This window comes from Mycolicibacter longobardus (assembly GCF_002102265.1).
In the GTDB taxonomy this organism is placed as follows: Bacteria; Actinomycetota; Actinomycetes; order Mycobacteriales; family Mycobacteriaceae; genus Mycobacterium; species Mycobacterium longobardum.
Map to the genome: position 1 here is coordinate 31,607 of NZ_LQPG01000039.1, position 20,961 is coordinate 52,567.

Here is a 20,961-nt window from a genome sequence, read left to right on the forward strand (position 1 = left end):
CTGCGGCCAGCAGAGCCGTCATCAGTTTGTCGTCTGTCGCGGGCTGCTGCTTCTTCGTTGTTTCATGAGACACTGCATCGGTGCGTTTGCCAGTAAGTAAGACGGTGGTGCTCGCCTCGTTGGTAGCTATCGCCGCGGCGACTTGGATCGGGGTCGATCTCACACGATCGTCGCGTATCGACCTCTCGTCGCTGCGTGAAGGAACGCGCCACGTTGTGAAAATTCTGAAGACAGCCGAGTGGTTCGCGAACACCGGAATACCGTTGATGGCAACGCTAGTTGGTCTCATGGTCGCGTTCCTCTTTCTCCGGCAACAGCTACGCAGTGATCGCGAGCTCCGCCGCGCCGATCATAGGCGAGACGCAGCGGGCGAGTTGGGTGAGGTACTCATCAAATCTGGAACTCAGTTGGCCAAAAGCCAACCTTTCGACGCCTTTTGGCTTTCCGCACATTGGCCACAATACGAGGTAATCAACGATGTGATACGAGTTGCTGCACCCATCTTGCCGCCCGGGAGTATTGGCAGTGTTCGTGCCTTGGTCGACCTAGTAGCGGAGATTTGGGCCCTTGCGCACATTGGCAGTGTCTTCAACTCGCGAAATGGCAGGGAATTGGTTCAGTCGGTACTTGGGGCCCACCCGACGACGCTCATCGTGCTAGGTGAGCGCTTGCTGGCTTGGAGTGGTGAAGGCCCTATGCCACCGCTTAACACCCTCACCGCCGAGATATCTGGTTCTCCTTCTCTAACAGCCAGCGCTAATGTCCTCCGTTCTCTTACAAAGGTCTTCGGCGAGGCGTCCGCAGCCGCCAACGAATATGAGCGGCGCCAATTGGCGTCGTCTGCGCGCGAGACTGCTGTGTTAGCCACTGCCCTGCTTGTGGGTGAAGATGCGAGCCGGAATCGAGTGAACGTCTTTCGCTTATTAGACGACGGCACTGAGATGGCGCCGGAGATTTCCTACGGCCGTGGAATGCCGTCACAACGAATCCCCCGCGGTGGCGACAAATTTTTTGATTTAGCGAATGCTGGGAGCATGTACTTCGTGAATAACATCGATGAGTTACACACGCCTGAGGGTGTGACAGCGGGATACGAGACCTTTTTCGCATACCCTGTATCGAGCAGTCAGGGTCGCACCTACGGCGTCTTAGTGGTCGAAAGCTTGAAGAGCGGTGACCTCACTTTGCGTCGAGACGCTCCAATTATGGGGCTTTTGGCCCGGCTCATCGGAGCGACCTACGAAATCTCCCTCCCAGAGGTCGACGATCCACAACAACCAGTTTGAGACTATTTGCCAGATACCGCCTCACCGGCTCCAAACATTGTGCTTCCCGTCTGCGACGTGACCAACGGGTGAGGCCACATCATCCCGGCTGTGTCGGCCGAGCCGATTGCAGGGAATGCAGCGGTTCGTGAGACAAACCCCGATTCTGGCGGCGTGAGACAAATCGAATAGTCGCAGTTCAGACATGTAACCAAGTGCAACCCAGTGGGAGAACCTACACATCAGCAGAGGCGGCAAATTCGCAGGAATCGTAGCGGAATCTCACGAGTGCTGGCCGAGTGATAGTGGAACCACCAGGCTCGTGAGACAAGCGGTTGTTCAGCCCCAAGGAGCGTCAGCGACCATGGGCGCCCCAAAGAGCCAAGAGCCGGTATCGGAGATGTCGGGCGTAGGACTTTATGCGAGTCCGTTTGGCCGGCGTGAAAGTTCGACGATCTGCCCGCTGATCGCCCAGCTCGTGCCGGTCGATTCCGGTGCTGCAGTTAGGAGCTCGCCAGCGGTACACCAGTCGTCGGCGGGATTCCACTGCACAGCGGCACCCCGCAGAAAGACCAGTCGAGGTACGGCACCGAGCACCGACCATCGACGGTCGAGTAGCAGGGTCTCGATCTCTGCGGGATCGGCAGGGATAACTTTTGCTAGGCGTGCCGCGACCTCGCCTGAGCTCGAACGGTCAGTGTGGGCTTGGAAAGCGCAGACGACGCCGTCGATGATTTGTTTCACCAGTTCAGTATTCGGCCCGGGTGAGTGGACATGAGGTGGCCGGATTTGCGTTTTGACGGCGAAGGGGGTTCCCGCCGCGAGAGTTGGTTCTGGCTGTCCGCTGCGGCGGCGGGCGAGCGCCAGCCAGACCTGAGCCGGAATTTTATCGCGACGGAATTCGCCGAGGTCGGTCCAATCAAACGACGCCACCGTGCGGCCCTGATCCCAGTCGGCGAATCCGCCATCGCGGGGTGCGAGTGAGTAGCGGTAACCGACTCGATACGCCTCCCCGTTAGGTGCCGCAGGTATATCAAGTCCGTGTTCGAAGCGGATCCCGTTGCGGCCAGGTTGCATGAACGAGTAGTGGAGGTTGCAGAGCGCAAGGTTCTCGATATCCATGCGCGGTGGTTTGTCGCCGTAGAACGTGGCGTGTACGACTTCGTCGGGAGACGGGTCTAGCTGCGCGCATCGAGCTGTAATGGTTTTACGCAACAGCTTTTGCCACTCGGGCTCGTTCTCGAAGTGGATGTAATCATCGGCCCAGGCTGTAACGACTGAGCTGCCCGGCTCCGGCGGAGGTGCGAGATAGCGGGCGTCGGTATTCCTCCTGGTGCCTTCTGATGCTGTGTCTGACACCGAAGTGAGTCTACGGAGCGGATGGGCACTGCACCGCCGGCATGGCTTGGTTACCAGGTGAGGTGGGCCATCCAGTGAAGAAATGCGGCGGTTTAGACAAACCCAGGTGCAGTGGTCGTGGGACAAGCTGAAAGGGACCAAGTCATAGAGGTTGGGGCGCAGCCGAGCCTGAGAACCTGCATCGTTGTTGTGCCAGCCAGATTCGGGGGGCAGTGTAGTGCAGTATGACGCCGACTGAGCGGCTATTGACGATCCTTCGCCACCTGAAGGAGGCAGGCGAAAGCGGCGCGGTCGATGCAGGCACCAGTGCGGTGATTCAGGAGGCGATGGATGGTGTATATCGGGGGCGGTCGGGTAAACGCAAGTGGCGCCGCGACATCCAAGCTCTCCGCGACCGCAGTCTCATCCAAACCGACCTGCCTCCGAACAGGAAAGGCATTCGACTGGCGGGACCCCGCAAACCCGAGCGACTCCACCTCACCTGGCAGGAACACGATGCAATCAAACGAGCGCGGGAAATGCTTCGCGTCGGAATCTCCGAAGCGTCCCCGCTGGGTGAGCAGATGGGCGGTGATTACAGAGAGGTCGATGACGTGACCCGCATTCTTCGCTTCCTGGAGGAGAGCGAAGACGAAGTTTCACTCGCTCAACTGGCCCAATGGTTACATGTCCCGGAACAGCGGGCGTTTGAATTAGTTGATGTCCTTGCCGCCGACGGTGTGTTCGCTGAAGGCCTGGTGGCGACCGTCGAGTTCGGGTACGACGACGAGGAACAGGAGGACCCGCGTCCATGTACCGTCTGGGTTCTCCGTGGCCGCAACCGACGTAGTAGTCCCACCCGGGCACGCGGAATGGACGAACTGGGCTTCTTCCCGTACTCGTCGGCCGAGACCAACGACAGAATTGACCTCATCAACCGGGCCCTTACCAGCGGTAATCAGATCCCCGACGAGATGCACGAGGCGCTCTGCCGCGCGTGCCGCAAGTTGTCGGAGTGGAGAGTCGAATTAGAGCGGTGACCTGGGCAATGTCCTAACTCTCCGGACCCTAGGGGCTAGGGCGGAATCCGCCGCCCCTATCGGAAAGGAACACCTTATGCCCACCGAAGTCACCGCCACCGTCGTCATCGGACCGATCGACGCCAACTCTTATCACGGACAGCCCCACGGCGACCGAAAGCTGTTCTGCCCCAGCCACATGCTGGTGCTCATAGAGGGCTCGCGTCCCACGTGGATCGTTCAGCCCTGCCCGCTGATGGGCCGGGGACAGCCTAGTCGGGCGCGCATCCGCCCGTCTGATCCGCGCCACCTACTGCCGGCGGCACTGCTTGGCTACGCGGCGCTCACCCGGCCAGAGCTGCTCAACGGCTCAGACAGATTGCGGGCCGTGGTGGAGTTGGACCCAACCGGCAGCGATGTCCGTATCCTGCCCCTCGACGACGACCTCGCAGCCCATGCGCTCGAGGTTGAGCAATGATCAGAACCTGTGGATGACCCTCGGTGGGGCGGCATGAAAGTGGGCGCACCTTCCCGGGGATGATCTGAAGTCCAAGGTTCTCTGATCAAGACCGGCGTTGACGCGCTGGTTGGGAAGGTACGCCCATGCTCACCGTAGTTCACGACACCGATGAGGCCAACGCCAATGACGGCGGTGGTCGGTCGTTGTTGGATGAGATCGTGCGCGACGGCGCCCGGCAGATGCTGGCCGCGGCGCTGAAGGCTGAGGTGGCCGCCTACATCGATGCCCACGCCGGTGAGCTCGATGAGAGCGGTCGCCGGCTGGTGGTCCGCAACGGCTCCCACGCCGGGCGTGAGGTGTTGACCGCCGCGGGCGCGGTGGCGGTGACCGCGCCGCGGGTCAACGACAAGCGTATCGACGCCGATACCGGTGAGCGGCAGCGGTTTTCCTCGGCGATCCTGCCGGCGTGGGCGCGCAAGTCCCCGCAGATGACTGAGGTGCTGCCGCTGCTGTACCTGCACGGCCTGTCGACCAGTGACTTCGGGCCGGCCTTGGAGCAGTTCCTCGGGTCCAGTGCCGGGCTCTCGGCGACGACGATCACACGGCTGACCAGCCAGTGGCAGGAGGAGGCCAAGGCCTTCGGGGCCCGGGATCTGTCGGGCACTGACTTCGTCTACCTGTGGGTCGACGGCATTCACCTCAAGGTCCGCCTCGAGCAGGAGAAGCTGTGCCTGTTGGTGATGATCGGGGTCCGCTCCGATGGCCGCAAGGAACTCGTCGCCCTGGCCGACGGGTATCGAGAATCGACCGAGTCGTGGGCCGATCTGCTGCGGTCGTGTCGCCGCCGCGGGATGATCGCCCCGGTGTTGGCCGTCGGTGACGGTGCACTGGGCTTTTGGAAGGCGATGCGCGAGGTGTTCCCGGCTACCCGCGAGCAGCGCTGCTGGTTTCACAAACAGGCCAATGTCCTTTCCTGCCTGCCCAAATCGGCGCAACCCGGTGCGGTCGCGGCGATGCGGGAGATCTACAACGCCGAGGACCTCGACCACGCGCAGGTCGCGATCAAGGCCTTCGAGATCGACTACGGCGCCAAGTACCCCAAGGCGGTCGCCAAGATCGTCGACGACGCCGACGTGCTGTTGGAGTTCTACAAATACCCAGCCGAACACTGGATCCACTTGCGCACCACGAATCCGATCGAATCAACCTTCGCCACCGTGCGATTGCGGACGAAGGTCACCAAGGGGCCGGGATCCCGCGCGGCCGGAATTGCCATGGCCTACAAGCTTATCGACGCCGCACAAGCCCGGTGGCGGGCAGTCAACGCACCCCACCTGGTCGCCCTCGTCCGTGCCGGCGCCGTCTTCCACAAAGGCAAGCTACTCGAACGCCCCGCCGACATCACACCGCCCGAGCCGGCCGAATCAACCGAAACGGAGGTCGCCTGAAACACCCCGATCCACAGGTATTGACAATTCCTCCCCTCGAGGTTTGCTCCCCCGACGTGTACGGGCTGGTCACAACGCTGCCCGGAAGCTCCATCTCCGGCCGCGACCTGCACCTGGCTGCGGCCCACGGCCTGCGCGTCGCGGTATCGGGAATGCCCGCGGTTGACCTCGCAGAGCAACGCACATAACGAGGTCTATCTCCGCGGCCTGACCTGTCCGTGCCCGGCCAGGCCAGGTCGCGGAGCCACGGCTAGCTTCCAGAGAAGTGGAGCGACAAAACGGAACAAGAAGAACGAGCCGAGATCATCGTGGGAAATTGAAGCGGTTCGTGAGACAAACGCCCGTGAAGTCGCCGCGAGACGAACTGGCAAAGACCAGGTCGGCCCCGATTGCTGATGTAGCAAAAGTGTGCGTAATCCGCCAAGTTCGTGAGGCAGGCGTGCTGGGATCTTCTACGGCTCGAGATGATCGGGGAGGAAGCGCCAGATGATCTCCTGCTCGTCGGTGGGGTCCTCGATGCGGACGATCAGGTCGTCGTCTTTGGGTAGGCGCTGTTCATACCCCCAACCTTGGCTGGGGCAGTAGGTGATCACCAGGTTTTCCTGGCGCAACATCGCGTAGAAGGAGCGCAGGCCGCGACGTCGGTCATCGTGCCAGTCTCGCCCTCCGGTTGCGACGTAGTCGCCATGCTCACGTAGGGCGTAGTGGAACGCGTCGGCCTGGTGATCGGGCTGCACATCGAAGGGAAAAGCCGAGCGCACAATATCCAAGGGCTTAGGCCCATTAGCATTAGCTGCCTTAATATCGGCAAAAAACTGCTCCATCATCGCCCTGACGGCGTCGGGAAAATCACTCACACAACGATTTTACAGCGGGCGCCCCGCCCAGCTTCGGCATCCAGTCCCGCCCAGGGAGATGCAAGAACCGCTACCCACACCGCATGCCGCGAACTCGGAGACAGCCGTTCCGGCGACATCTTTCACCGAGAACCACCCTAGGTAGCTTGGGCCTGGAGGCAGCTGAAAACGACTCGGGCCAGGCGGCGTTTCAATGCGTGCAACGCGCGCTGGCGGTTATCGCCTTCGGCGACTCGCCGCCGGAAGTAGTCTTGGCCGAGGCCTCCGTGGACTGTCTGGGTGATGGCTATCCGGTGGATGGCGGAGTTGAGTCGGCGATTGCCGTGTCGGCTCGGGCGCAGGCGGACGGTAGCCGACCCTGAGGTGTGGGGGATGGGGGCCAATCCGGCGTAGCGGGCGAAGGCCGCTTCGCTACGAAATCGCTTGATGTTTGCGACTTCGGCGATGATTCGGGCCGCAGTCAGCTCACCGCACCCTTGTAGGGCGATCAGGCGGGGTGCGATGGGTCGGACATTCTTCTCAATTCTGCGGCGGAGAGCTAGTATTTCGCCGCTGAGTCGTACGACGTCCTCCAGTTCGTCGCGGGCCAGTTCGGCGACTAATCCGTGATGCGTGGCCAACCATTCTCCCAGTATTTTGTGCGCTTTCTGCACATTCCAGTTTGCTGGTGTCTGGTGCAGGGGATCGAGCAGGTGAATCCGCCAGACGAGCCGGTTGATCGTTGCGGTGCGCTGGGCTACGAGGTCCTCACGGCGGTCGATCAATAACCGGAGTTCTATGGAGATCGGGTCGTGGCTGGCGATGGGGAGATCGGGTTCGCGTTGTGTCACCCGGGCAACGGCCAGGGCGTCGATGGGATCAGATTTGCCGCGTTCTCGGGAGGAGGCACGGGAACGACTCATCAGGTGTGGGGGCACTCGAATGACCTTGTGCCCGGAAGTTAGTAGGTCACGCTCGAGGCGGGCAGTCAGCGTGCGGCAGTCTTCGACGGCCCATACCAGGTCATCGCCGAAGGCTATTCGCGCCCACTGCACAGCGAGGGCGTGGTCTTCACTGGTGGTGGCAATGGTCTTTTGCGCCAGTTTGCGCCCGGTGGCGTCTACGGCTACCAGAGTGTGGCTTTTTTTGTGGGCGTCGACACCAATCACAATGGTCATGCTCGACTCCTGGGTGGGGTGCCGCCGCGCCGGCGTCGGCATGGTCCAATGTCAGCCAGCCGTAGCGGCATTTGTTCTACAAGCCAGGCGCCGGCTGCCGGCGGCTGCCGCGGACATCGCAGGTGCTAAATGTCGCGACGTGGCGGGTTTTCGCCCGTGGTGATGACGGATCCGCCATTCCCGCCGCAAGGTCGGCATCGTGTCCGTTAGCCAACCCAGTGGGTGGCACGAGTTCTAAAGGCCAGATTTCACGACGGGGCACGTGGCGCGGGATACCCCCAATGGCTGTGCCCCAAACTTTGCGGAAGCTGCGGTACCCCGGCCGACGTTGCAACAATGTCCAGTTCAAGGTCTACGTGCCTGCTCCGGCGGACTGCTTCAGGATCGCGGCGTGGGCGGTGGATATTGGGATGTGTTCCTGTTCGAGCTGCAGGTCTTGGCCGGTATTTGCATGGTGGGCGTTGAGTCGGCCGTACAACTTGGTCTCGGCGAGGTCTAATCCGCCCGGGATTTCATACGAGTCGGTCTGCGTTGATGTTTCGTGATGCGCGGCGGGGTAGGCGTCGAGGGTGGCTTCGTCCATCAGGAGGGATTTGGCCGGGATACCGGCGCGGCGCGTGGTGGCCAGGATTGCTAATCCGGCGCGGTCGATGTCGCCCCAATAAAGCACCGTATCTGCGGTGTGCGTCCAGGCTAGTTCGGTGAGCGTGGGGGCTCCGGCGCCAAGGCCACAGATTGCTGCGACGCCAGGTAAGTCGGCGGTCAGGGTGTGGGCGAGTTCAAGGTTCTCGATGATGAGAACGACGCGCGGCCGCAGGGTGGTGGTGTTGAGGTCGGCGATAGTCGCTGAGAGCCGGGTCAATCCGGCGGCTTGGGCGCGCAGGCGTGGACAGGCGAGGGTGACGTGCACAGCCGTGGGCTTTGGGCGCAGGCCGATGTGGTTGATGAGTCGAACCAATGGGGGGCCGAGGGTGGGGTCGGCGGGTACGCCGAGCAGCGCGCCAAGCAGGGTTGCGTTGGATTCGATCCATTTGCTGTGCACGCCGGGGATGGCGAGCTGGCGGACCATAGAGGCCTCGCCGGGGCCGAGGACGGCCAAGTGTGTGGCGGCAGCGGTGGCGTTGGTCCAGTCGTCGTCGCCGAGGTCGGCGATCGCGCGGGCGGTCTTGACGGGGATCTGGTCCATGGACGCCCACACAGAGCCGGGTAGGGCGATGGCTTGCTGGAGGCGTGCATTCGCCGCTGCGTGCCGGGTGGCCGTCTCGGGTGCGACGGCGAGCGCGTCACCGGGGGTTGGGAGGATCCAGGTGGTGGGCAGGTCATGGAGGCCGAGTTTGCGGGCCCGGCGGGATTCGGTGCGTAGTTGCCCTGGGATGCGGCCGGTGGTGATGGCGGATTCCCAGGTGCCGGCCCAGGCTTTTGCTGCGATGACGTTGCGGTCGAATTGGTCGCCTCTGGGTGCTCCGAGCGTGACGCTGATTGGCCAGCGGCCTCTGCCGAGGAGCCATTCCAGCCAGTGGTCCTCGCATTGAGCGCGCAGGTAGCGCACGGCTTGGTCAACGGTGAGCATGGGCGCGTCGGGCGGCTTTGTTCTCGGCTGCTCGGTCATGGACGGTGTCGGCGAATTCTGAGACGGTGAAGGCTCGGACCGAGGAGGTGGGGTTCTGGCCAGGTTCGTCGCGCTTGGACACCATCGCAACGCTGTCGATATAGGGCTGGATGGTTGTGGTGTTTTGAACAGCGGCGACGATCAGGAGCTGGAACCCGAACTGGCGGAACGCCGAGAGTGCCTGGTGGGCGAACACCGGATCTGATTTGGAGAACGCTTCGTCGAGCATGAGTTGGGAGAAGACGGGTCGGTTGTCTCCGGTGGCGGGGTCGGCCAGGTTGAAACTCAGCGCGCCGGCGAGGCAGAAGGCCATCAGCTTCTCTTGTTCGCCGCCGGAGTTCGCGCCGGCGTTGCTGTAGGTACGGATGAGTGCGTCTGGGTCGTCGGCGCGACGTTCGGCGCAGTAGAAGGTGAACCGGTTGCGGACGTCGAGGGCGTCTCGTCGCCACTGGCGTGCCTCGGCGGTGTCGGCGGCCAGCAGATTGCGTAGTTCCAGGATGTCGCGGTACTGCTCATGGATCGCCTGTTCGTCACCGAATGTGACAGCGGTGGCTCGGGCCGAGATCCTGCGGGCGCGGTCGTTGAGGTCGGTTACCGCGGGCAGGGGCTTCTCGTCGGCGTGCAAGGTGAGTCGGGTGCCGCGGTTGAATTCTACGGAGCTCAGCCCGAGGCTCACACGCACGATCTGTTCGTGGATACGTAGGGCTTCGTCCTCGGCGAGTTGGTGCAGGTGCAGTGCGGCGGTGGGGGCCTGCTCTGTGATCAGTCGGTGCATTCGTTCGTAGGCCAGGGGCAGTTCGCGGGCCTTGATGCGCTGCGCCAGGGCGACGTAGTCGTGGATCTTCTCGTCGAGGACCGCGCTGTTGTTGGGGATGTCGTCGGGGAATTGTTCGTCGAAGGTGGTGATGATCCGATTCAGGGCTACGACTTGCCGGCGGACGTTCTCTCGCAGTCGCTCCTGGTCGGCGTTGACTAGCCGGATCAGTTCGGCCCGGTAGGGCGCAGGCTCCAAGACGTCGAGGGTGGTCTGCATTGCAGCTCGGTATTGGTCCAGAGCGCCGCGGGCGGCGGCCCCCACCGTGCCGGGGTGCAGGGTTTCTTGGAGTGTGAGCAGGCGGGTCCGGCGGGTGTCGCAGTCAGATTCCGTCGTCTTCAGGAGCGAGATGCGCCCACTGAGTGTCTGCTCGTGCTCCAGAAGGTCTGTGGCTTGCTGCTTCAGTTTGGCCAGATCGGGGTGGGCGGCTTCGAGCTCGTCTAGCTGTTGTTGCAGGCGTGCGGCTTCGGCTTCGGCTGTTGCGGTGTCGATGTCGTCGTAGCGCTCGAATCCATTCAGCAGGCTCTGCCACAGCTCCTTGCTGCGCTCGAGCGCATTCTTCTGGGCAGTCAGTTCGCTGATCGCGGCCTCACACATCTCGAAGTCCGCTGTGGCTTCGGCGAGTTCGGCCTGCAGCGCCTCGATCTTGCTCTCGATATTGCCCTGGAAGATGTACTGGGATCGGCGGAGTTCGGATCGGTCGTCCTTGACTGCACGGGTCTTGTTCTCCTGGCGCAGACCCTGGACGGTGACGGCACGCGGATGGACGCTGAACTCGCTGGTGTGGCTCACCCGAACGTAGTCCCCGGCACGGTTGATCAGCGCCTGGGCCGTGCTGGCGCACTCGTGCTGAGATTCGGTGAGGTGGAGGCACTCCGCGAGAGTTCCTGTTTTCGGCGGCCCCGCCGGGGGCGCGGCGGCCGGTACCTGTTCGACGCGGACCAGGGCCCGCATGTTGTGGTCGTTGAGGTAGCTCAGGGCCGCGCCGTGATGACGCACGGGTACCAGCAGCACCAGCCCGGTGGAGCGTAGGGTGCGCTCAACTGCGGTGCGCCACGATGCGAATTCCGGCCGTAGGTCCATCAACTCGCACACATAGGGCAAGTGCTGGGGTGAAACACCCAGGGCCTCGGCCACTTCGCCCCGAACTCGGTACGCGTCCTCAGGAACGGTAATGCCCTCGACTTCAGCGCGCCGCAGCAGCCTGCCGGCAGCGTCCATCCGTTCCCGGGCGGCTTTTTTCTGCGGGCCTAACTGGTTTCCCCACTTCTCATCCAACGCCGCTACAGCGCTGGTGATCCGGGTCAACTCTTCGCGGCCGGTGATGCGCATGGCCTCGAACTCGCTGGCGTCGTCGACCTCGACGGGGAAATCCAGGTCCCAGAGAATGGTGTTATAGCGCGCGCGTTCCCGGGATGTCGCTTCTGAGCGGGCTTCGGCTGTGGCCAGCTCTGATTGCAGAGTGGCCAGCCCACTGCCGGCGGAGTTGATCCGTTCCATCAAGGCGTCGCGCTGGGCGGTGGCTCGTCTTCGTTCGGTGGTCAACGAGCGGCACTGCTCTCCGATTCTTTCGATCTCAGCGTCCAGCGCGGTGACATGGGGGTCGATGAGTGCCAGGCGGTGTTCATCGACCCAGTCGCGGGCCATCTGCGGGTCGATGACGTCGATGCAGGCCAGTTCGGCGGATTCGCTGACGTAATGCTGGTGGTCCTCGGCGATGCTGCCGAGGACCGTGCTCTTGCGGTGAGCGATAGAAAGGGCGTTGCGGGCGTCGACCAGTGGGGTGATCTGGTCGACCGCTCCGCGGATTGCGGTGTAGGACTCGGGTTCATCGAGCATGTAGACCCGCACGAACTGTTCCAGGCCGCCGACGTTCTTCAGTGATTTGGCTTTTCCGAGCAGTTGTAGGGCGGCGGTCTGCTGCCCGATTCCGGTGGCGGCGTAGAGGCGGTCGAGGTACCAGCCCTCGCGGTCGCGTTTGCCTTGCCACCCGGCTGATTCGAACACGGATCTCGCGTAGCCGCTGTCGCTCCATGTGTTGCACAGGTCGAGAATGTCGGCGTCGGCGTCGATGAGGTGATATGAGCTGGAAGAGTCGGTGGCTGCGCCGGCGGCCAGCCATTTGAGGACCAGTCCGGTGATCACCGAGTCGTCGGTTCCGGTGTAGGTGACAGCGACCGCCGACCAGGCGGGGCCTTCGCCGCGCAGGAACATTGGTTCGGGGCGCTTCCCGGGCTCCTGACGCTCGCCCCACAGCCCGCGGACGTACTTGTCGACGGTGCGTTTCCCCATTCCCGACCGTGATCCGGCCGCGGTGTCGTCGCTGGAGGCGTTGAAGTTCCGGCGTTGAGCCGACAGGAATGCCAGCGACACGGCGTCCAGTAGCGAGGATTTGCCTGTGCCAGAGTCGCCGGTGATCAAGGTGCCGTTGCGGCTGAACCGGATGTCGTGGTAGCCGTCGAAGACTCCCCAATTGATGACCTGCAGGCGTGAGAGCCACACCTGCCGCTGGGTGCTAGTGGAGGTCATCGTCGGACTCCTGGTCGCCATCGATGGGAGCGGCGTCGTCCAGCGGTTCGTCGTCTGTCTCACTGTTGGCATTGCGCTGGTAGAGGCGCTCGTATTCAGCGGTGAGTGTGTCGACCATGTGGCCGTCCATGATGGCCAGGATGACCGGGCTGATGATGAAGTTCTCCTCATCGCCGGAGCGCAGCAGGATCTTGTTCCGCTCGAGCTTGTTGATGGCTTCGTCGACGCGGCCGCGCAGCATGGCCTCGTCCCGGTCGACCTTGTGGCGGTCGGCGGCGAACAGGTCGTGGATGTCGGCTCGGCCGATGAGGACGACGTCGTCGCGGGAGGTCCGTGCGATCTTGGCCAGGTGTAGCGCGACGATGGAGGCGTAAGTGCCCAGCGGCTCACGGCGAAGGACCTTACGGCTATGAGTGCTGGGTGATTCCAGGATCGCGGGCTCGGCGTAGGCGACTTCCAGGTCCTCGAAGATTCGCAGGCGCAGGTCCAATTCGCATAGTCGTGAGGCAAGAACCCGCCGGTGTTCGATCAGCCACGCCCAGAGATCTGGTTTCGCGGGCTTGGTGAGATACCGCCGCGTGAGGAGGTTCTGTAGTACCCAGCAGGCCTGGTTAGGAATGTCGCTGGTGTCGCCGTCAAACCGCGGCAGCCTCGCGGCCATGGTTTCCACGCTGTCGATGGGGGCGACTTCGGGGAGGTCGTCGAAGTTGGGTCCGCCGGCGTGTGTGGTCGTCATCATTCGATTCCTGCCGAGATGTGCTGTGTGAAAACAAGATCGGGAACCTCGATCACGAGGTCGTCGCCGTCGACGGACTGGAACCGTACCGGCCGCGGCCGGGCCGTCGCCGCGGCAGTGGAGTCCTGGCGTAGCGCCAACGCCCAGAGGACCACGACGTCACCCAGATAGGGCGCGTCGACCATACCGACGACTTCCGGCAGTGAGATGGGTCCGGCGGCCACTGCGGCGTTGACTATTTGGGTCAGCGCAGGGACGTCCACCTGGGTGATCAGTCCCCCAAACCCGGCGAGGTCCTCAGGCGGCGGCGCTGCCGCGGCCGGCTTGGGTGGTGAAGGGTCCTGGATGCTGAAGGACACCGCGCCGATGCTGGCGGCCGCCGGCGGGCTGAACGGCAGTTCGGCGGCGGTGGGGGAATCCGCGACAGCGGCCCGAAGCAGGCTGTGCCCGGCGGCTAGAGCATCGTTGATCTGGCGAGATAAGCCGCGTGCCTGCTCGGCTGTCCCGGCGGCGAAGAACCGTTTGATGCGCTGATTGCAGCGCTGCTCGACCCGGCCCACTTCGCTGATCTGGGCTGAGACGCGCTGGAAAAACCGCAGCATCACGTCGCGTAGTTCCGGGTCGATATCGGGCAAGGCTTCAACGACGGTCGTGATGTCCGATCGGAGCCGCGCACGCTGTTCGGGATCTTGGACCGCGCGTGTGAAGGCTAGGTAGGAGGCCTTCTCCGGGGAGGCCCACAGGGCATCGAAGTCGGAGAACATCCGTCGGGTCCGGTCGCGGAAGTCGGTGTCGGATTCGTCAGTCTCTTCGATCAGCCGGGAGGTGATGGCGTCCTGCATGCCCCCGTACCGGACGATGTCGGTGATGACTTGTTCCATCTGGTAGGCAATCGCGCGGGCCTCATCGGCCAGGTCGATAAGGTTTGGCGCCGGCCGTACGCCGGCGTCGAGTTCAGTCATCTGGGCGAACAGTTCTTCGATCTGCGCTTCAAGGTCGGCGCGCAGCCGCGCCGGATCGTCGTCGAGTTGTGAGGCGATGCGTTTGAGGCCGCTGGCGATGTTGACGATGGACCCGCCGGTGGCGACAGTGTCTGCCCTGCGTAGGCGCCGAAGGAAAGCCAGTGCGCTGCGCGCGTCCTCGGTCAAGGAGCACATGTTTTGCCCGCCTTGGCCTGATCCGTCGGAGACGCGGTTGAGCCAACCGGAGCTTGCCCACGTCTTGACTAGGCTGGTGCCGGTTTGGTCAGACAGGCCGACCTCATCAAGGTCGCGTTCCAACCGCGAGACGAGTTCCCCCTCGGGGACCTTGGCGCTCTGGTCAAGGTGGCGATCCATGAGCGTGACATACGGGGCGAGGTTCTTCGCGGCGAATAGGCGCACCGAAGCAGACTCCTGAAGGAGCTTGTTCGACTCGAAGAGCTCCGCGAGCGAAGGTGCTGTCACTCAGGTCTCCTGTCCCTTGGGAGGTGCGGCTCCTAGCATGGACCAAAGGCCGGACATGTGGCACGGCAATGCGCCGACATTGGCCACCCGCAGTACATGTTGGCCAATACATTTGGAGTCGGATTTGAAGGCGCTTTTCCGTGAATCCGCGAGCGAACTCGACAAGCTGATTGCGGTGCTGCCCGACGCACGCATTGATGGTGGACCTCGGTCGGTAAGAATGCGGACGCAGGCTAGTGAGATTCTGCGTACGGGTCATCGTGGAACCAGTCCCCACACGTAGCCGCGGCCGGCGCCGATCTCGCTGAGGTCGATCCATTTGCACTCCATAAGCCCCAGTGGTCCCGGCGCGACGGCGTCTGGGACTGTGCACGGACGCATGGGCATGGGGCCTGCGGGATCGATTTCCTCCGGTTGCGGTGGGGTGTATGGCTTGACGGTTGGGTTGGGGATGTCGTCTGGGGTAAGTGCCCACTGGTAGCTGTCGGTGAATGCCAGCCGTGAGCAGTAATAGAGCGTGCCGTTCGGTCCGGCGCCGATGCCGTTGATGTCTGAGCACCCCGAGCCGAGTGCACCTGCGGGCGGGTATCTCGATGTTGTCTGTGGCGGCGGTGGTGCGCTGCTCGTGGTCAGCGGCGGTGGCTGGGGTTGGGTGGTCATGGAGGACGAAGCCGGCGGCGGTGCTGCGGTTGTGGCTGTAGCTGAGGGGCTTGGCGTGGGTTCCTGGTTGTGATCGGTGTGTCCAGGACGGGTCAGGGCAAAGCCGCCGGCGAGCAGTGCCAGCCCGGCCGCGGCGGCCACGCCCGACAATGCCGGCGAAAAGCGCCTGCGGTGGGGTGTACTGGCCGCCTTGGCCTCTTGGGTGATTGCTGTGGGGGAGCCGATGCCCGTCAGTTCGGCCGCCGCCGTTAACTCGCGTGCGAAGTCTTGGCAGCGCGGGAAGCGTTGGTCGGGGTCCTTGTCCAGGGCGCGGGCGAAGACCGCATCGAATGGGGCCAGTTTCGGATCAACGGTGGAGGGCGCCGCGGGGGCTTCGGTGAGGTGGTGACTGATCACGGCGATCGGATTCGAGTCGGGGAACACGGCTTTGCCGGTGAGCAGGTTGTAGGCGGTAGCGGCCAGTGCGTATTGGTCGGCTCGGCCGTCGAGGGGCTTGCCCATCAACTGCTCGGGCGCGGCGTAGGCAACGGTTCCCAGCGTGAAGTTGGTGGCGGTGAGCCCGGCCGGGTCGTCGAGGGGCCGGGCGATGCCGAAATCGGCGAGATAGATGCGCCGGCTGCCGTCCCGGTCGGGCTTGGCGAGCAGGATGTTGGCGGGCTTGACGTCGCGGTGCAGTACGCCGCGTTCGTGGGCGTGGTCCAGAGCTTGGGCGATGGCCGTTGTCAGTTGCGTGACTTCGTCGGCGGGCAGGCCTGTTTGATGGCGGGCGAGCAGCGTGGCGGCGTCGTTGCCGTCCACGAATTGGGTGGCGATCCAGAGCTGGCCGGCGTCGTCGCCGCGGTCGTGGACTGTGACGATGTTGGGGTGCTCGAGAGCGGCGATGGAGTCGGCCTCACGGATGAACCGTTGCCGGAAGGTGTCGTCGGTGGAGATCTGCGGTAACAGGATCTTGAGGGCTTCCTGGCGGGGAAGTCGTGGGTGCTGGGCCAGGTAGACCTCACCCATGCCACCGCTGCCGAGCTGGCGCACGATGGTGTAGCCGGCGAATACTTCGCCTGGTTGCGCCGTCATGGCGGCGATCTTAATTCGCCGGCCGTTGAGGTGGGCCGGCGTTTGGCGCGGTGGCTGTTAGATCATTCGGGGCCAGCGTGGCGCGGTGGTCTCGGCGATCGCGGTGGTCGGTCGTGGACCCGCAGACGCTGGTGACTGGCCGCCGCGGCGGCAGATCTCTTGTGTGGGTGGCTAGCCACCGGACATACTGGGGACATGCCGTCGAAACACCGGTATCCGGCCATCACGCCGCGCCCCGCACCCGAACTGCGGGACCGCGCCAAACAGGCCGTATCCGAGGTGAATTCCTCACTGAACCGCCACATCATCGAGTTCCTCCGGTGGCTGGTGGGCGACACCGACGAACTCCCCGAGCGGCCCGCTCGACGGATTCCACCAATGGGGCCGGAAACCATCAACAGGAAAGACCACGAAGATGGGTAATCGGCAGATGACCTCCTCGAAGCCCCAGCAGGCAATCAGCACCACCGTGATGTTCTATGCCCTTGTGGCACTGGGGGTGTTGGGCCTCTGCGGCTGGACCGCGATCAGCGTCCTGGCCCTCAACGCCGCATATGCCTGGCCTGTCGGCATCCCGGTATTTGCCGCCGGAGCAGCCCTGTGGATCGTGCGGCCGGCACCGTGGCGAATCTGGGCTGCGGTGATCGGCTGGGCGCTGGCGAGCCAAGCCGCGATCGACGCGTTCGGGTGGGCGGGCGCGGCCGCGGCGCTGCTCGCCGGCGCGGTGTTGTCACACCGCCTGCTGCGTGTGGCCAAAGCCGAGGACGCCACCGCGTAAGGCCAAGTCGGGCGCGCCCCGAAAGCGGGACGTCGACTCCGTGGCCGTGGGAAACTAGGGCGCACCTCAGCAGCGGGACAGGAGGATCCGGTCCTCATGATTGGCGAATTGGCAGCGCGGGCCGCGGGCAAGACGGTCTATCGCAATCACAAAGGGCAGCAAGCCTGGTGCCTGTGTGCCGAGTGCACGGCGAGGCACCAGAGCAGGAACAAGCGGCGGACCCGGCACGACACGTGGGCGATCGACGGCCAGGACTGGCGGATCCACGAGGATCTCGCCCGGAAGGCTCCGGAAAACTAGCCGGCCCCGCCAGGCCCTGGCGCACCCTGGGGCTCAATCCCCAGTTCTGTGATCAACGACGGGCTATAGGACGCGAACTGCGGCCGGCCCTACGAGCACCTGGCAGCCCTCAGCCAGCGGTGGCGAGGACGTCGCGTCGTCACACCTCACGCAGCACCAGGTGGTGTGTCCGCCGCATCCACACGGCTGGTGAAGCACGACAACACGGTTGGGCCCCAGCTCATGGCCGGCGGCGCACCGAGTGGGGGGCCTGGCCATCCAGGCGCCATCCACGCCGCGCACCAGATCGCCTACCGCCGCCGCCATAGTCGGCCACCCTAGTCACTGTCGCGGCAACGCGGTAGACGCGGCGCGACCACTCATACAGCTAAACCGATATGTATGAGGGTACGATGGTGGGATGGCACCACGATCGACGACCGGCAAGAGCCGAGCGGAACGCGCGGCCTACACGCAGCGTCGCGCCGAGCGCACCGCGAAGGCGCCGATGAAGGGTTCTCGTTGGTCGATCGACGATGCCCGCACCGCGTTGGACACCTCTCTGAGCGTTCCCGAGGTGGCCCTGATGTTGGGGAGAACGGCAGCGGCGGTGGAGGGGCTGCGGGCCCGCTGGCGTGCCGGTGAGTTGTCGTCGGCCTTGGCTGACCAACTGCCTCCAGCGCCGTCACCGGTGTTGAGGAAGTAAGTATGTCGGACGGGCACGAGATGGTGGTGTGCGGTAGCGCATTTCGGAACGTCAGCAGCGTTCTGGTGATGGAGGGAGTGGCAGGGATGTTCGCAATGAAGGCAAGCCGTGAGGGCTCGCTGAGCGGGAGTGGGTTGCGGCGATGAGCGCGCCGGCGGGGCCTAGCTACCTGGTCACTCCTTCAGGGACGTTCGTGATCCATGACGTCGACGAAGCCGCCGATGTGATGTGCGTGCTGACCGAGCAGTACGCGGACCCGGTCGGTGAGCCGCTGTTGGCGATGTCTCGTCAGCAGGTCGCTACGCAGCTTGGACGGGGGATTCCGGCGGATTTCCCGGCTGAGGACGTCGTGACGGGTGATCCGCATCAGGGCGGGACGCGGGGATGGTGGGCGTGGACCATCCAACGCTATCTGAGTGAGCAGAACGCGCCTGCGACACCGGGCGGTGAGACGAGCCAGCCTGGACCGGCACCCGCGGCGGAGAGTGTCGACCAGCAGGAGCCGGCGGTCGACGGGGCGTGGCCGTTGAAATCCCAGCAGTGGACCGACGTCAACCTCAGCGGTGTCGACCAGCGGGTACTACTGGCCACCAGCAAGGGCATCGTCACCCCCTCTGGTGTGGTCAAGTCCGCACCTCTGGCCGCACCGGAGCGCCTGGGGGCCATCGTCTGCAATCGCCGTTGGGCCGCAACACCCGGGGGCGCTGCCCCGCAGATCTGGGTGACGGCTGAGGCGTTGGAGGCCATCGGATTCCAGATTGACGATCAGGTCGAAAGCGAGTTGCCTGACGTTGTCGCGGACTTCTTCGGATGCACCGTGACCTACCACCTGTCGGGCTGGTTCGGATGCGAGTTCGACTCCGCGGTGTACGGCGGTGAGTCTCGTGCGGCTGACATCATCTTGATGCCGTACCTGATGCTGGATCCGTCGACCGCGCGGCCCATGGACCGCGGGATCGCTGGGGTCGAGGGAACCGAGACCGAGTTGCCTGATGACGAGGACGCCGCGGCACACCTACTTGGCGACCGCATCGCCTGGCTCCACAGCATTGAGGGCACTCTGCCGGCCTCACGCTGGCCGATGGTCGGCGCCCAGCTCGCGGTCGCCAAGATGCGAACCGCAAAACCGAAGCCCAAGAACTCCACCGGGCCCGCCCCGGAGCTCAAGCCCTGTCCTCTGCCTAGTGAGATCACGCCCACTGGTCGACTCACCAATCAGTGGTGGGGTCCACACGGGGTCGAGGCCCGCGCCGGCGCCGAGGCCGAGCAGCAGGAGCGGCCCGCGGCCAAAGTCAAGAAGGCACCGCACCGCGCACGGGGCAACACGATCGACGTCGAAGTCGACCAGCAGGCGGCGTATCTGCCCTCAGCTGAGGGCCTCTACCTCGGCTACGGGGCGCCGGACTGGGTGGAGCCGGACCCGGAGGTATTCAACCAGCCGAACCCACCGTTCGGGGTTTATCAGATCACCACGCCACCGGGCAGCGAACTCGACGGTCTACACCGAAAGCTGCCCCTGCCGCATCCTGAGATGAGTTGGGACGACGCTACAACGTGGTGGGCGACGACCGCCGACATACGTCATCTGACCGCAGCCCCGGAGATTGGTGGTGCTGGAATTTCATGGGCGGAGTTGCAGCTCGACGCGGCGTGGGTCTGGCCTGAACAACACCAGTGGCTCAAGGGATTCGGCAAGGAGCTGCGTAGCCGGCGCATCGAAGCCACTGCTGCGGGCCGCAACGACTATGAGTCGATGATCAAGGCGATCTACACCAGCTTCCTTGGCCGCATGGCCGCCGTCGGCGATAGTGCCTGGAAGTACCCGCTGCTGCACCTGACGCAACCGGCCTGGTATGCCTCCATCGAAGCCGTCACGCGGGCCCGGGCCATGAAGTACGCGACGCGCATTGCCCGTGAGTTCGACCTCTACCCGACTGGATGGTGGGCTGACGCCTGGTTCTACCGGGTGCCGGCCGACTTCGACCTCACCCAGCTTGAGGACCCGCTGCGTGACGGGGTCCGGACCAACGGTGCTTACCGGATCAAGAACGTCAACCCGCCGCGCTCATGAGAAGAGCACGCATGGCCGGATCGGCAGGCCCGCAACGGGGGTTCCGGGAATGCTTCCTGGATCTGGCTGACCGTAAAGGCCGCGAATTCGGGGCGGCCTGGGATGGCGTCAATGCGCGCAGTCGACGCGCTGAAGCGGGCCGGCGCGGCCGTGAGGAGATGATCCGCAGGATCGAGACCCGCACAGGTCGCCGCTACGCGGCTTCGACGATTGCGCGCTGGGCCGTGCATCAGCAGTGGCCGCCGGGGGTCGACACGTTCTGGCTGGAACGGTGGGCTGCCATCGACCGCGCCGGCGGGATCCGCGCGCTGGCGGAGGCGTTAGGTTCGACGCCGCGGCGCGTGGTGACGTGGAGGGACTCTCTGGACCCGAACGCCCCGCCGCCGGCGCCGGTCTCTGTGGTGCCGCCAGGGGAGGTGCAGGCCATTTGGGTCATCGTCGACGGGTTCGCAACGATCGGCACGACGCGGATCGACAAGAGGGTGCCAACCAGTGCTGACGAGGAATTCCAGGAACTGCAGATCCTCGTCAGCTCAGGGTTTTTCGAGGCATGGATCAACCATGAGATGGACCGCGTCAAGGAGATCCTCGGGGCGGCGATCGCCGACCAGGTGATCGCCGACTGGAATCCCGCGCAGTTCTACGACGTCGACTTCACCGTGGAGGACGTGATCGACCTGAGGACGGAACTTTAGGCGCATAGAGTGCCGGGTCGGCGC

General features: G+C 64.1%; 18 protein-coding genes. 10 read left to right on the forward strand and 8 right to left on the reverse strand.

The window, feature by feature from the left end:
• Positions 1 to 80 precede the first annotated feature (80 nt).
• Positions 81 to 1,286: a hypothetical protein gene (locus tag AWC16_RS24075; protein ID WP_133055994.1), complete on the forward strand. Its 1,206-nt coding sequence runs from the start codon at positions 81 to 83 to the stop codon at positions 1,284 to 1,286.
• Between the two features lie 396 nt (positions 1,287 to 1,682).
• Here AWC16_RS24075 and AWC16_RS24080 read toward each other — a convergent pair whose 3' ends face one another.
• Positions 1,683 to 2,624 (reverse strand): hypothetical protein, encoded by a 942-nt coding sequence (locus tag AWC16_RS24080; protein ID WP_133055995.1) that lies wholly within the window; start codon positions 2,622 to 2,624, stop codon positions 1,683 to 1,685.
• Between the two features lie 224 nt (positions 2,625 to 2,848).
• On the opposite strand from AWC16_RS24080, the gene AWC16_RS24085 reads away from it, so the two are divergent.
• From AWC16_RS24085 to AWC16_RS19160, 3 genes are all read left to right on the forward strand, one after another.
• Positions 2,849 to 3,643: a hypothetical protein gene (locus tag AWC16_RS24085; protein WP_112683160.1), complete on the forward strand. Its 795-nt coding sequence runs from the start codon at positions 2,849 to 2,851 to the stop codon at positions 3,641 to 3,643.
• A 76-nt stretch (positions 3,644 to 3,719) separates the two neighbouring features.
• Entirely contained in the window at positions 3,720 to 4,100 is a 381-nt protein-coding gene (locus tag AWC16_RS24090; protein ID WP_085266316.1) for a hypothetical protein, read from the forward strand.
• A 125-nt stretch (positions 4,101 to 4,225) separates the two neighbouring features.
• On the forward strand, positions 4,226 to 5,530 hold the full coding sequence (locus AWC16_RS19160; protein WP_006242318.1) for an IS256 family transposase: 1,305 nt from the start codon (positions 4,226 to 4,228) through the stop codon (positions 5,528 to 5,530).
• A 452-nt stretch (positions 5,531 to 5,982) separates the two neighbouring features.
• Here AWC16_RS19160 and AWC16_RS19165 read toward each other — a convergent pair whose 3' ends face one another.
• From AWC16_RS19165 to AWC16_RS19195, 7 genes are all read right to left on the reverse strand, one after another.
• Positions 5,983 to 6,387 (reverse strand): hypothetical protein, encoded by a 405-nt coding sequence (locus AWC16_RS19165; protein WP_085266317.1) that lies wholly within the window; start codon positions 6,385 to 6,387, stop codon positions 5,983 to 5,985.
• 137 nt (positions 6,388 to 6,524) lie between these two features.
• Complete coding sequence (locus AWC16_RS19170; protein ID WP_085266417.1) at positions 6,525 to 7,544, reverse strand: IS110 family RNA-guided transposase; 1,020 nt, start codon at positions 7,542 to 7,544, stop codon at positions 6,525 to 6,527.
• Between the two features lie 352 nt (positions 7,545 to 7,896).
• Positions 7,897 to 9,153, reverse strand: a complete 1,257-nt coding sequence (locus tag AWC16_RS19175; RefSeq protein ID WP_085266318.1) for a DUF3322 and DUF2220 domain-containing protein — start codon at positions 9,151 to 9,153, stop codon at positions 7,897 to 7,899.
• Positions 9,101 to 12,496, reverse strand: coding sequence for an ATP-binding protein (locus AWC16_RS19180; protein ID WP_085266319.1), 3,396 nt, complete (start codon positions 12,494 to 12,496; stop codon positions 9,101 to 9,103). Before AWC16_RS19180 ends, AWC16_RS19175 begins: the two co-directional genes overlap by 53 nt.
• Positions 12,483 to 13,232 carry a DUF4194 domain-containing protein gene (locus tag AWC16_RS19185; RefSeq protein ID WP_085266320.1) on the reverse strand — a complete coding sequence of 250 codons (750 nt, stop codon included), beginning with the start codon at positions 13,230 to 13,232 and terminating at the stop codon, positions 12,483 to 12,485. Before AWC16_RS19185 ends, AWC16_RS19180 begins: the two co-directional genes overlap by 14 nt.
• Positions 13,232 to 14,677, reverse strand: coding sequence for a DUF3375 family protein (locus AWC16_RS19190; RefSeq protein ID WP_085266321.1), 1,446 nt, complete (start codon positions 14,675 to 14,677; stop codon positions 13,232 to 13,234). Before AWC16_RS19190 ends, AWC16_RS19185 begins: the two co-directional genes overlap by 1 nt.
• Positions 14,678 to 14,932: 255 nt before the next feature.
• Positions 14,933 to 16,408, reverse strand: a complete 1,476-nt coding sequence (locus AWC16_RS19195; RefSeq protein ID WP_085266322.1) for a serine/threonine-protein kinase — start codon at positions 16,406 to 16,408, stop codon at positions 14,933 to 14,935.
• 195 nt (positions 16,409 to 16,603) lie between these two features.
• Here AWC16_RS19195 and AWC16_RS19200 point away from each other — a divergent pair, with 195 nt between their 5' ends.
• From AWC16_RS19200 to AWC16_RS19225, 6 genes are all read left to right on the forward strand, one after another.
• Entirely contained in the window at positions 16,604 to 16,831 is a 228-nt protein-coding gene (locus AWC16_RS19200; protein ID WP_085266323.1) for a hypothetical protein, read from the forward strand.
• A gap of 7 nt (positions 16,832 to 16,838) precedes the next feature.
• Positions 16,839 to 17,186, forward strand: coding sequence for a hypothetical protein (locus tag AWC16_RS19205; RefSeq protein WP_085266324.1), 348 nt, complete (start codon positions 16,839 to 16,841; stop codon positions 17,184 to 17,186).
• A gap of 96 nt (positions 17,187 to 17,282) precedes the next feature.
• On the forward strand, positions 17,283 to 17,486 hold the full coding sequence (locus tag AWC16_RS19210) for a hypothetical protein (protein ID WP_085266325.1): 204 nt from the start codon (positions 17,283 to 17,285) through the stop codon (positions 17,484 to 17,486).
• A 400-nt stretch (positions 17,487 to 17,886) separates the two neighbouring features.
• The gene (locus AWC16_RS19215; RefSeq protein WP_085266326.1) at positions 17,887 to 18,171 is read left to right on the forward strand and encodes a hypothetical protein; all 285 of its coding nucleotides are present in this window, start codon (positions 17,887 to 17,889) and stop codon (positions 18,169 to 18,171) included.
• A 142-nt stretch (positions 18,172 to 18,313) separates the two neighbouring features.
• A complete protein-coding gene (locus AWC16_RS19220) occupies positions 18,314 to 20,242 on the forward strand; it encodes a hypothetical protein (protein WP_085266327.1) in 1,929 nt (642 codons plus the stop codon).
• An 11-nt stretch (positions 20,243 to 20,253) separates the two neighbouring features.
• Positions 20,254 to 20,937 carry a hypothetical protein gene (locus AWC16_RS19225; protein ID WP_133055996.1) on the forward strand — a complete coding sequence of 228 codons (684 nt, stop codon included), beginning with the start codon at positions 20,254 to 20,256 and terminating at the stop codon, positions 20,935 to 20,937.
• Positions 20,938 to 20,961 lie beyond the last annotated feature (24 nt).